The organism is Mesoaciditoga sp. (genome assembly GCF_054006115.1).
Genome location: NZ_JBPNHS010000025.1, coordinates 69653 through 81717, shown reverse-complemented (window position 1 = coordinate 81717; position 12065 = coordinate 69653). Strand labels below are relative to the sequence as shown.

Below are 12065 nucleotides of genomic sequence, written 5' to 3'. Positions count from 1 at the left end.
TTTTAATTGTCATTTGATGATCGTCAACTTAGCCTTATACTGCTGTAATCACCTACAACAAGATTATGAACTTTTGGTTTGATTTTAATGCTTGATATCATAGCATTTTTTCCAACTATACTCGCATCTATACGCACATCCACATCTCTTATTATTGAGTTCTCCATAAAAATGGAATTTTCCACTTCTGAATTTTCTATGGTAACGTTTGGACCTATGGACGTGTAAGGACCAATATATGAGTTTATTATTGAAGCTCCTTTTGCAATTATCACAGGTCCCCTTACGAGCGTGTTGGAAAGTGTGACCCCTTTTTCTATGATAACAGGTCCTTCTATTTTGTAATTTCCATCGTTTAACGAAGTGAGTATTTGAGAAGTTTTTATCTGTGAAAGAACTCTGCGATTCGCTTCCAGCAGATCGGCCGGCCTACCGGTGTCTTTCCACCACCCATAGACGATGTGCCCTTGAACTTTACCGCCATTATCTATGAGATACTGAATTGCATCGGTTATTTCCAATTCTCCTCTCCAGGAAGGTTTTATGTTCTTTACCCCTTCGAATATTTTAGAGCTGAAAACGTAAACGCCTATTATTGCCAAATTCGAAGGCGGATCTTTTGGCTTTTCAACCACCCTTTTTACATTTTCCCCTTCCATTATGGCTATTCCAAAGCGTGTTGGATCCTCAACAGGAGTTAACAGAATTGAGGCGTCTGACTTCGATTTTTGAAAGCTTTCAACGAACTTGAAAAGATCTTCCTGAATTAAGTTATCTCCCAAATACATTAAAAAATCATCGCCATTTATAAAGCTTTCCGCGAGAGAAACGGCGTGTGCCAATCCCTTTGGCTCCTTTTGGACCACGTAAGAAAGGTTTACTCCAAAATTTTCTCCATTTCCCAAAACCTCTTTGAAATCGTTTATGTTGTCTGGATTTACTATCATCGCTATTTCTCTAACGCCCGCCCTGTGAATTTTTTCAATGGAATACAGTATCACAGGTTTGTTCGCAACGGGTATCAATTGCTTGGCACTCGTAAAAGTCAAGGGTCTTAATCTCGTTCCTTTTCCAGCACAAAGTATTATCGCTTTCATATCTATCCCTCTTGGCACACATGCATTTTAGAATAAGCGTCCAAAGCCGCAGTAACAATTGGGTAAGCAACCGGTGAAGCCGTTAAGAGCGGTTGGGTTCCTATTTGAAGAGAAACAAGTTCGGTTACACTCATTCTACTTTGAACTGCCACTCCCAACACATTGATCATCTCACCGACTGATTTTCCACCCATTATCTGTCCTCCCAGAAGGACGCCACTTTCTTTTGAAAAAACGAGCTTTACCTTAACCGCACTTGCATCCGGTATGGAAGACGGATGTCTGTCCATAGTTGAAGCGTTGCCGCAAATCACTTCAAAACCGCTTTGTATCGCATCTGTTTCTGTTCCTCCGGCCGCTCCCAGTGTTCTTCCGAAAATAGAAGTTGAAAATATTCCTATGTTTCCCTTTATTTCTCTTATCAATCTAACGTTAAAAAGATTTGTTCCAGCTACCCTTGCATCAAAAGCGGCTGTGGATGCGAGCATAAGTCTACTTGGCCTTCTAGAAAAGAACTCTTTGTGTTCGGCACAATCTCCTACCGCGAAAACGCCATTTGCACTGGTTCTCATGTACTCATCTGTCCAAATTCCACCCGTCATTCCTATGAACAAACCTGCGTTCTTCGCCAATACGCTGTTTGGACGATATCCTATTCCCAATATAACTCCGTCTACATCAATATGCTCGCCAGATTCAAATGTGATTCCATCGACGTGTCCGGAACCCGTAATCTCTTTTACTCTTGTTGAAGTAAGGACTCTTATGTGGTTTTCTTGTAAAAGCTTTCCAACTTCTAACGAAAATTCAGGATCAAACGCTATAGGTAAAACTCTTTCCCTAGCTTCTATGACCGTTACCTGTTTTCCCATTTTATGAATTTCATCACACATTTCCATACCAATGAAGCCGGCTCCTACAATCGCTATTTTGTTCATTTTCTTTATTGCGTCTTTCATCCTAGATATTTGCTGAATGTCTTTTGGCACGGTAAAAACTCCATCCAGTTCCACTCCCGGCATTTTTGGGACAATTGGCTTTGAACCAGTGGCAAAGACCAATTTATCGTATTCCACCGTTTTTCCCGATTCTGTGAAAATTTTCTTTGAATTCACGTCAACTTCTTTTACTTCATCGATTAAAACTTCTAAACCTCTTTCTTCCATGGATTTTGTACCCATAACGTCTTTCTCTACAGAATCCAGAGTTGAAAAGGTGTAGGGAATACCGCAAGGAATTAAAGTTTGGCTTTCTTTCTTTATCATGGCGATCTTCTTTTTTGGATACGAAGCCATTGCCGTTGCCACCGTTGCCATTCCCGCTGGTCCTCCACCAATCACAACTACATCGAATTTCAAAATGTCCACCTCCATTTAATTTTAAAATCACCACGAAATTTTCTATCCCTTGAGATCTTAAACAATGGTTTTATCCGTAATCATATTGGACGCACGCAGTGTTTACTTAAAAAGTAAATACAAAACACCCAACACTAACGCTATACCGCCAACTATCAAGATCTCCTTAAGATAAGTGTAATTGTTTTTGTTTATCACGACAGTGGCCGACTTGGTCATAGTTTGTCCATAGCTTTTAACCGTAAAAACAACTTTGTAAATTCCATTTGGCATCGCAACGCCATCTATAGAATTTCCATTCCACGATATCTCGTTATCACCGTAAGTTGCGCTTATTTCACGATACCATATAAGTTTATCATTTGAATATATCTGAATCTTTACCAAACCCTTTCGACTTAAATTTACGTGAAATGTTGTCGTATCCTCGTACCAATCTCCATTTGGGCTGAATGGATTTGGGGACACGTTTATAGATACACTTAAAGGTTTCAATTTCAAATTGAGAGCGAGAAGCGTTGTCTTTTGAAATTCAAAAGTTAAATTTTCTCTTTTCGCCAGGTATTCTGGATTAGAAAAGGTTATCGTATGTGTACCCACCGGAACGTATATTCCATCATTTGAGTTTGTTATCTTTCCAAAATTATCGTTATCAACTTCAATGGAAATCGGATAAACATTGGAGTTTACCCTGAGCATTCCAGCCGCCGTTAACATCATAGAAATGTAATTATCGCCCGGTAAAACGTTGTATCCTATAGTTTGATCTACATACCACTCTTTTGAGAACTTTATTTTGTGGTATCCAACTCTTACGCCTTGCAAATAAAGTATTCCATCGTAGCCTGTACCACCGGCAAATACCCCATCAATGTATACATTTACGTAAGGCTGAGAGTGAATGTATAGGTTGGCCGTTAAGGGCGCAAGTCTAACGTTTAAAATGGTGGTTTCGTTTGCTTTTACTTCAACGGCACCATTGTAATAAGTTTGATACCCGTTGCGCTTAACCTCAACACTATGATAACCGATTAAAAGCTTTAAAAGATGTTCTCCATTGCCAACTTCGTTTCCGTCAACGTATACCGTCGCGTCGTCTGGATTTACCTTTATCTGTAACTTGCCGTACACGCTTTGATTCAAAGGTAGTAAGTTTACATTGAGAATTTTTTCTTTTCCAAATTCCACGTAAACTATTCCTTTCCATTCTTTGTATTTATCGAGCGAAAGCGTAATAGAATGATAACCTGGATCAATTGCCAGAGTCACTGGTGCAAAGCCAATTACTTTTCCATCCACAATTACCTTCGCACCATTTGGCGTGCTGTTAACTTCCAATTTGGTTTCAACTTTTCCGGAATTCAGATAAAAGTAAGTCCAAGCCGTCCATTTCTTCGATACATCTACCAATGATTTCATTAAACTCACTTTGAATTTCGTGAATTCTTTTTTTGTCCCCTTTCCAACAAGTGGAAATGGACTTGCTTTGGTAACCGAATTTTTTTGAAGAAAACTTATTGGACGTGAAGAAAGTATGTACTCAATGAATTCTAGACCTGAGGTTTTTCCAGAAACCGTGAATTTGTAGCTCCGTATGGAAGGAATTTGGTGGATGCCGGCTTTAATGAAATTATCTCTTTGATAGTAATTTGGAAATAGCTGGGTAACCGTTCCGGATGGGGTAATGTCCAAAATGTAAAGATATCCTTCATGGTTGTTTTTAACGGTAAAAAAAATCGTTTCTCCATTTCTGTAAACACTGCCATTTGGTTTATTCATCTGAACACTTAAAATTTTGTTTGGCTTTATCTCCACAAGCTTCGCTTTGGACATAGCACTTACACTTGAGGGAATTCTTGCTTTGGGCATAGAAGATGCGATTGCCACACTTAAAAGAAGGATCAACAAAATAAAGAAACCAAAAAATACTTTTTTCACAATCATCACCCCTTAACGGGCACCCGAAGGTGCCCAGTATGTGTCGCTTAAACTTATGCGCCGTACTTTTCAAGTCTCATTGTATTGGCTAACAACAAAGTCATCAAATCGCGGGCCTCGATGGTTCCAAGACTCCCACGAGCACACTCCTTTTCATTAAACGCTTGTGAAAGCCCATATCTCGAATACTTCGAGTAAACCAAGAGTGGCACTGGATGCCAGCTATGGCCCCCAATGAGAGCTGGCGTAGAATGATCTCCCGTTATGGCCACAGCATCAAATTTCATCGCAAGTATTTCGGGTAAGACTTGATCCACCACTTCTATGACGTGAACTTTCGCTTCAAAGTTCGAATCTTCACCAAACGAATCGGTGTGTTTCACGTGAAAATAAAAGAAATCGTACTTGTCATAATTGTCTTTTAATACTTTAATTTCTTCCCTTATCATGTTCATTTCCCCATCTGCGGATGGAACGTCTAACACGTCCATTCCAACAAGTTTTGCAAGACCCTTGTACATTGGATACGTGGCTATTGCGGCACTTTTCAATTTGTAAACTTCAGGAAATTGTGGTAAAGATGGGTACTTTGAAAAACCTCTTAACAAACATCCAGATATCTTTTCTTCATCCTTTAAAAGCTCTGCAACTTGCTTTATGAATTCATTGACCACTTCAGCGGTTTTTTGTGATTTTTCATCCAGCGCTTTGGCATAAGTTACAGGTTCTCCAGCCCTTTGCGGATCTGCATCTGTTAATTTATCATCAAGGCCATCTCCTGTGAGTTTTAAGACAAATCTATGTTCTTTTCCTGGAAAAACCTGTACTTTCACACCATTTATCTCTTTTATCGCATTATTTATTTTTTCACAGATCTTCACGTTTTCCTCTGTTGCCGGTCTGCCAGCCCTTCTGTCGACAACTATTCCATCTTTAAAAGTAGCGAAGTTTCCCCTTGCAACGACATCTTTTTCAGAAACTTCAAGCCCTATCCCTAAAGCCTCCAGAATACCGCGTCCTATTTGGTACTGAACAGGATCGTATCCGAATAATCCAAGATGGCCAGGACCACTTCCGGGCGTTATTCCTGGTATAACAGGCACACTTTGCCCCAAATCAGACGCTTTCGCCAGCGCATCCATATTTGGGGTGTTAGCGGCTTCCAACTCGGTCATTCCACCCAATTCTGGCGCTCCTCCAAGACCATCCATTATGAGCATTAGTATCTTAGTATCGTTTTTAACCGTTAATTTGCTTACAAATTCTTGCTTATCCATATTCATTCTCCTTTCCTTTAGTTTTTCCTTTCTATTTCTCTCGATTATACATTAAAACCCACATTGTAGAACAGTGCGATAAGGATCACTTTTTCTTTTTGAATTCATTCGTTATCAGTGCTCCACCTACCGCCATTATCACCAATCCACCAACGTAGAATATTCCGGTTTTAAATAAAAACGCGCCTGGACTCATTTTCCTCGCAGATGCCTCCATCACCGATGAGGAAAGAAGTAACATTGCCAACCCAAAAAGTGCTAAGGCGATCCCCGCAAGTATTTCGAAAAAACGTTTTATCATCATTCTCGCCTCGAATAAGAACTTAAACTCCTTAAAATTACCATTTACAAAGTATTATTTGTTTTGCTTACAAAATCGACAAATTCAGATGACTTTAAAGGCGGGCTGAAGTAATAACCCTGCACCGCGTCAACTTCATATTTCTTTAGCCTTTCGAGCTGTCTCTCGCTTTCCACGCCTTCGGCAACCGTTAATATACCCAGGGATTTTCCGAGTCCGATCATGGCCCTAACTATTTCGGCATCTTTGGGATTTGTTAGTATATGACGTATGAACGACATGTCTATTTTTAGAATGCTTACTGGCATTGTCGCCAGGTATTTCAAATTGGAATATCCCGTTCCAAAATCATCAAGTGATAGCTTCACACCTAGAAAATTCAATTCGCTTATCGTGCTCTTCGTGGCCGGCGAATCTTCCATGAGCGTCCGTTCGGTTAATTCTATTATCAAATCCTCCGGACTTAATTCGTTTCTCTTAAGCGCTTGTTTTACAAGCTGGGCAAAGCCCATTTGCTGAAAATGCGTGGCAGCGGTGTTCACACTTATACTTATCTGAATGTTCTTATCTCTCAAAGTTCTCAATTCTTGGCAAGCTTGCTCTATAGTCCATTCCCCCACTTCCATTATCAGCGGTCCCTGTTCTATGTAAGGAATGAATTCATTTGGCAAAACCAATCCTCGTTTGGGATGATTCCACCTTATAAGCGCTTCAGCTCCAATTACTTTCTTACTTGCCAGGCTTACAACAGGCTGATAGTAAAGTTCAAATTCTTTTCTCTGCAAGGCAAGCTGAATGTCGTGCTCAATTCTCGTCCCCTCTTTCGCGGCGCTCGTTAAGCTATCATCGTAGAACGCGTAACAGCCTTTGCCCTTTGCTTTGGCTTTGTACATGGCCATATCCGCTTTGTGAATCAGCTCTTCAGCTTTTGTACCGTCATCTGGATACAAACTTATTCCTATGCTTGACGAAACAGAGATCTTTTCTTTTCCCAATTCAATTGGTTGAGAAATGGCTTCTCTTATTTTTCTTACAACACGAAGAATGTTTTTGGTTTCTCTGGCACGAATAACTATTACGAATTCGTCTCCTCCCACACGTGAAATCGTATCCGATTCTCTTAACGTCGATAACATACGTTGGGCCACGGTTTGCAAGACCAAATTCCCGTGGCGATGGGAAAAGTTGTCGTTTATTCTTTTGAAATCGTCTAAATCAAGAAACAGAATGGCTACCTTTTCGCCATTGCGCCGTGCCAGGCTAAAGTTCTGGTAAATTCTATCTCTTAAGAGTGTTCTAGTGGGTAACGATGTTAACTCATCATGGTATGCCATGAAGTTAAGTCGATTTAGAGTTTCATTGCTTCCAACTGGCTCTAAAAAAACTATGGCGTACTCATCGAAGACGAGAGAATATATCAAAACATCTTCTTTGTTCCTAAGCCTGTAAACGCCATTTAGGGGAAGAGTGAAAGCGTATTTTTGTCTAAACTTCACGGAAGAGGGAAGAAGTTCTGAGAGCGTCTTTCCAATTATTTCGTTTTTTGAAAACAATTCATTCGCAATTTCGTTTGCATGCACTACTTTGCTTTCTTTGTCTACAAGCATCGCTCCAACTTCGGTGGTATTTGCAACAGACAAAAGGTAATCTTTTTCTTCGTGACAAATCATTATAACCTTCCTTTCTGCGATCTTTATCATATGAACGCTTACGGTAATGGTTGAGCCATCTTTCCTACGATGCAATTCACCATTGTCTATTTTTTGTACTTTCAAATCTGAAAATAGTTTTCCCTTAAGCTCGTCTTTTGAATACCCGTAAAGCAATGTGTTGCCACTTACGTTGACTATTTCATCTTTTTGATTCAGTACAAGTAAAACACATCCATACACATGAAACTTTTCTTTCATGAAAGTCCTTCCTCACCTTTTAGACTCTTAAATATCCTTGTCGTTCGAATCCACGATCATTAAAATTTTACCACTTCAAGCGGTATAACAAACGCTTTTGCCCATAAATTATTTTAGAACTCCACCAAATCTTTATGCTAAAATAATTGGCGATTCATAATATTTAATGCGAAACGAAAAGGGGCGGTAAAAATGAAAATCATGGTGCTATGCAACGATATCGCCAAAGATGGATTTTTCCGTGAGCACGGTCTTTCCTTGTTGATAGATGAGGAAACGCTTTTTGACACGGGAATGAGTGACGTCGCGTTGAAAAACGCCCACAAATTGGGTGTGAATCTTTCAAGAGTAAAAAGGATATTCATAAGCCATGGCCATTACGATCACGCAGGGGGGCTTATCTATTTGCTAAAAGAAATGCCAAACGTCGATCTTTACATTCATAAAAAAGCCCTTATTCCAAAGTACAGTGAACAGCGCTTTGCAGGCATTCCTTACGATTGGAAGGAAATTGAAGAAAAGGCACATGTTCATTTTGTCGAAGGGGATATGGAGGTTGATGGGTTTAAAATAATAAACAACGTTCCCACTGTGGAAAAAAACATAGATTCAAGGTTCTTGATCGAGGGTAAACATGATCTCTTCGAAGATGAATTGAATCTTTACAAAAATGGAATTCTCATAACAGGATGCGCTCATAGGGGAATAGATAACATCGTAAAAAAAGCGCGCGAGTCGTTTCCAGTTTCTGTGGTAATGGGAGGATTCCATCTAAAAGACTCCTCAATCGAAAGAATCGAAGAGGTATTGGAATTTTTTCAAAGGTACAAAGTCAAAATAGTACCTTTGCATTGCACTGGAGAAATGGCCATCAACCTTTTTAAGGACAAGATGAAAGATAAGTGCGTAATTGTCAAAGCGGGAGAAAGTATAGAACTTTGAAAGATAAACAAAGTGCAAACTCTTTTCCATGCAACTATAAAGATTTTTCTCTTCTCGAATTCTCACACACCGTTTATCGTAAAAAAGACTTTGCTTCTAGGAATTCCTACCATGATAAAATCACGTTTTACTTGAAAATCAACAGTGCTTACGCATTGTAATGAAAATAAAAAAGCTCGATTAGGGAGGGAAGACCATGATAGGTTTTATATCAGATTGGGGTTACAATTCCTACTATGTTGGCATAGCCAAAAGTGTCATCTACACAATTTCTCCACATTCTGTAGTTGTTGATCTCATTCATACGATCACTCCTTTCAACGTTAAAGAAACCTCGCACATCATCGAAAGGGTTCTCGAAGATCTTCCTAAAGGAAGTGTTTTGCTCTCCGTGGTGGATCCTGGTGTTGGCACAAAAAGAAAGGCGATCGCTCTAAAAGTAAAAGATAGGTATTGCGTTGGGCCGGATAATGGTTCATTTACACGTATACTCGATTCTGACTTTTCTTGTTATACGATAGAAAATCCAAAATACATGTACAAATATCCACCATCCAACACTTTCCATGGCAGAGATATTTTCGCCGCCGCCGCTGCTTATTTGGACAAGGGAATTCCAATTGAAGAGTTCGGAAAAGAGATAAAAGATGTTGTAAAGCTGGATTACCCACCCGCAAATGTGAGAGAAGGTATCATAGAAAGCGAAGTTGCTTACATAGATGGTTTTGGAAACATCGAAACGACCTTGAAAAAGGAAGATATTGAAAGGGCAAAAATCGGGAACCATTTCGAAGTTAACGGAATGAAGGCCATTCTGGGAACGGCTTACGCTCAAACCGAGGATAACACGCTCTTAGCACATTTTGACAGTTCAGGATATCTCGAAATTTCGGTGAACAAAGGAAACGCCGCCAAGCTCTTAAATCTTTCGTGTTGCAATAGGATTACGTTGAAGAACACTGACAAGCAGCCTTTCAGCCAGATGGTATAATATCTTGATAATCAAATGAGGAGGCTGCTTATGTCTGAAAAAACAAAAGTGATTGTTACCGGTGGCGCGGGATTCATAGGTTCAAACATCGTTGATGCGCTTTTGGAAATGGGAATGACTCCCATAGTTATAGACGATCTTTCGACTGGAAAAGAAGAGAATGTGAATCCGGATGCCATCATGTACAGACAAGATACGAGGGATTTAGCGGGCTTGGAAAAGATCTTTTCCAAACACAGGCCGGATTACGTTTTACACCTCGCCGCTCAAATATCAGTTTCCCGTTCGGTGCGAGAACCAATTTACGATGAAAGCGTAAATATAAAAGGAACTTTGAACGTATTGGAAATGTGCCACAAGTACGGTGTTAAAAAAATCGTTTTCACGTCGTCTGGCGGTGTGATGTACGGCGAAAATCCTCCATTTCCTACTCCAGAAAGCGTTTGCCCGGATCCGATATCCCCTTATGGAATATCGAAACTTGCGGGAGAGAAATACGTTAGATTCTATGGCTTTGAAAAAGGTCTACGCTACACCATTTTAAGGTATGGAAATGTTTACGGTCCAAGGCAAAGCCCGGACGGTGAAGCCGGGGTAATAGCCATTTTTGCAAAGAAAATGTTAAATAAAGAACCCGTAACCATAAACGGGGATGGCGAATACGTAAGAGACTACATATACGTAAAAGATGTCGTAAATGCAAACATTCTCTCAATGGAAAATGGTGATGGTGAGATTTTCAACATAGGGACGGGAACCGGAAAGAGTGTAAACGATGTGTTTCTTTCCCTAAAGGAACATATATATTACGATGCAGATCCAATATACGGTCCTCCACGGCCAGGAGATTTGAGAAAAAGTATTTTAGACATTTCTCACGCCAAAGAAGTATTGAAATGGAAACCGAAATACTCTTTCAGTGAAGGTTTGAGAGAAACTGTGAGCTTTTTTGAAAGCAGAAGGTGAACCTTTTGCAAAAAAGTCTTTGGAACGAAGAGCCGTTAGCGGCAAAGATAAGGCCAAAAAATTTGAACGAATTCGTGGGTCAGGAACATCTTCTTTCAAAGGGAATGCCGTTAAGGTTGGCCATAGAAAATGATAAGCTTTACAGTTGTATACTGTACGGTCCGCCAGGATGTGGTAAGACTTCTTTAGCGGAGATAATAAAACATAGCACGCGCAACACTTTTAAACATTTCAGCGCTGCAACGCAGGGCGTGGGTACATTAAAACCTATGATGAAAGAGGCTGAAGATAATTTTCGCGCTACTGGAGAAGCAACTGTCATCTTTGTGGATGAGATACACAGGTTTTCAAAGTCACAACAAGACACCCTTCTTCCGTATGTTGAAGAAGGGGCAGTTATTTTAATAGGTGCAACTACAGAAAACCCAAGTTTTGAAGTGAACCCAGCATTGCTTTCGAGATGCCATGTTTTCACGTTTAAGCCTCTTTCTCCCGAAAACATTCTAACCATTTTAAAAAAGGCTTTGAAAGAAGTTGATGTCAAATTCTCGGATGAGGCTTTGCAAGAACTGGCTGAGATGTCTGGTGGAGATGCGAGAACGGCTCTCAACTCTTTGGAAGCGGCAATTAAAACGGCGCTTTCAATGGGAATAAAGGAAATAAACGATGTGGAAAAAATCATCCAGAGGTCTATCCCTCGCTACAGAAAGCGCGCCGATGAACATTACGATTTTATTTCTGCCCTTCATAAATCAATGAGGGGAAGCGATCCCGACGCGGCGATTTATTATCTTGCAGCCATGCTGGAAGCTGGAGAGGATCCTCTCTACATAGCGAGAAGAATAGTCAGATTCGCTTCCGAAGACATAGGATTGGCGGATCCGCGAGCGCTTAGCATTGCAATAGACGCTTACCAGGCCACACATTTCATTGGAATGCCTGAATGCACAACAGCGCTCGCCGAAGCCGTCGTTTACTGTTCTGTCGCATCAAAGAGTAACGCACTTTATAAAGCTTATCGAGAAGCCGCGAATGAGGTGAAAAAGCATCCTTTTGATGAAGTTCCTTTGAAACTCAGAAACGCTCCGACGAAATTCATGAAAGACAATGGATATTCAAAAGGTTACGTCTATCCGCACGATGTGGAAAATGCCTTCGTAATGGAAAATTACCTGCCTGAAAGATTAAAGGGAAGGGTGTTTTACCATCCAAGCGATCGAGGATTGGAAGTAAAAATTCAGGAAAGGCTTAAAAAGCTTTGGAAAAATTTCAAAAAATGGTGATG

The 12065-nt window shown here is 40.3% G+C and carries 10 protein-coding genes; 4 read left to right on the top strand and 6 right to left on the bottom strand.

Annotated features, from left to right (window positions below; genetic code table 11):
* Positions 1-23: 23 nt before the first annotated feature.
* From ACXJIN_RS05345 to ACXJIN_RS05320, 6 genes are all read right to left on the bottom strand, one after another.
* The gene (locus ACXJIN_RS05345) at positions 24-1097 is read right to left on the bottom strand and encodes a glucose-1-phosphate thymidylyltransferase (RefSeq protein ID WP_456400206.1); all 1074 of its coding nucleotides are present in this window, start codon (positions 1095-1097) and stop codon (positions 24-26) included.
* 2 nt (positions 1098-1099) lie between these two features.
* Positions 1100-2464 (bottom strand): FAD-dependent oxidoreductase, encoded by a 1365-nt coding sequence (locus ACXJIN_RS05340; RefSeq protein WP_456400241.1) that lies wholly within the window; start codon positions 2462-2464, stop codon positions 1100-1102.
* Positions 2465-2557: 93 nt separating this feature from the next.
* The gene (locus ACXJIN_RS05335; RefSeq protein WP_456400204.1) at positions 2558-4393 is read right to left on the bottom strand and encodes a PEGA domain-containing protein; all 1836 of its coding nucleotides are present in this window, start codon (positions 4391-4393) and stop codon (positions 2558-2560) included.
* Positions 4394-4446: 53 nt separating this feature from the next.
* Positions 4447-5670 carry a 2,3-bisphosphoglycerate-independent phosphoglycerate mutase gene (locus tag ACXJIN_RS05330; protein WP_456400202.1) on the bottom strand — a complete coding sequence of 408 codons (1224 nt, stop codon included), beginning with the start codon at positions 5668-5670 and terminating at the stop codon, positions 4447-4449.
* 85 nt (positions 5671-5755) lie between these two features.
* A complete protein-coding gene (locus tag ACXJIN_RS05325; RefSeq protein ID WP_456400200.1) occupies positions 5756-5971 on the bottom strand; it encodes a hypothetical protein in 216 nt (71 codons plus the stop codon).
* Between the two features lie 44 nt (positions 5972-6015).
* Positions 6016-7881 carry a sensor domain-containing protein gene (locus ACXJIN_RS05320; protein ID WP_456400198.1) on the bottom strand — a complete coding sequence of 622 codons (1866 nt, stop codon included), beginning with the start codon at positions 7879-7881 and terminating at the stop codon, positions 6016-6018.
* A 192-nt stretch (positions 7882-8073) separates the two neighbouring features.
* Here ACXJIN_RS05320 and ACXJIN_RS05315 point away from each other — a divergent pair, with 192 nt between their 5' ends.
* From ACXJIN_RS05315 to ACXJIN_RS05300, 4 genes are all read left to right on the top strand, one after another.
* Positions 8074-8823 (top strand): MBL fold metallo-hydrolase, encoded by a 750-nt coding sequence (locus tag ACXJIN_RS05315; RefSeq protein WP_456400196.1) that lies wholly within the window; start codon positions 8074-8076, stop codon positions 8821-8823.
* A 196-nt stretch (positions 8824-9019) separates the two neighbouring features.
* On the top strand, positions 9020-9814 hold the full coding sequence (locus ACXJIN_RS05310) for an SAM hydrolase/SAM-dependent halogenase family protein (RefSeq protein ID WP_456400194.1): 795 nt from the start codon (positions 9020-9022) through the stop codon (positions 9812-9814).
* A 30-nt stretch (positions 9815-9844) separates the two neighbouring features.
* On the top strand, positions 9845-10780 hold the full coding sequence (locus ACXJIN_RS05305) for an SDR family oxidoreductase (protein ID WP_456400192.1): 936 nt from the start codon (positions 9845-9847) through the stop codon (positions 10778-10780).
* Positions 10777-12063, top strand: a complete 1287-nt coding sequence (locus ACXJIN_RS05300; RefSeq protein WP_456400182.1) for a replication-associated recombination protein A — start codon at positions 10777-10779, stop codon at positions 12061-12063. Before ACXJIN_RS05305 ends, ACXJIN_RS05300 begins: the two co-directional genes overlap by 4 nt.
* Positions 12064-12065 lie beyond the last annotated feature (2 nt).

Coding starts and splice junctions, on each gene's coding strand:
- ACXJIN_RS05345 (WP_456400206.1), bottom strand. CDS start 1,097: ATGAAAGCGATAATACTTTGTGCTGGAAAAGGAACGAGATTAAGACCC.
- ACXJIN_RS05325 (WP_456400200.1), bottom strand. CDS start 5,971: ATGATAAAACGTTTTTTCGAAATACTTGCGGGGATCGCCTTAGCACTT.
- ACXJIN_RS05305 (WP_456400192.1), top strand. CDS start 9,845: ATGTCTGAAAAAACAAAAGTGATTGTTACCGGTGGCGCGGGATTCATA.
- ACXJIN_RS05320 (WP_456400198.1), bottom strand. CDS start 7,881: ATGAAAGAAAAGTTTCATGTGTATGGATGTGTTTTACTTGTACTGAAT.
- ACXJIN_RS05310 (WP_456400194.1), top strand. CDS start 9,020: ATGATAGGTTTTATATCAGATTGGGGTTACAATTCCTACTATGTTGGC.
- ACXJIN_RS05315 (WP_456400196.1), top strand. CDS start 8,074: ATGAAAATCATGGTGCTATGCAACGATATCGCCAAAGATGGATTTTTC.
- ACXJIN_RS05330 (WP_456400202.1), bottom strand. CDS start 5,670: ATGGATAAGCAAGAATTTGTAAGCAAATTAACGGTTAAAAACGATACT.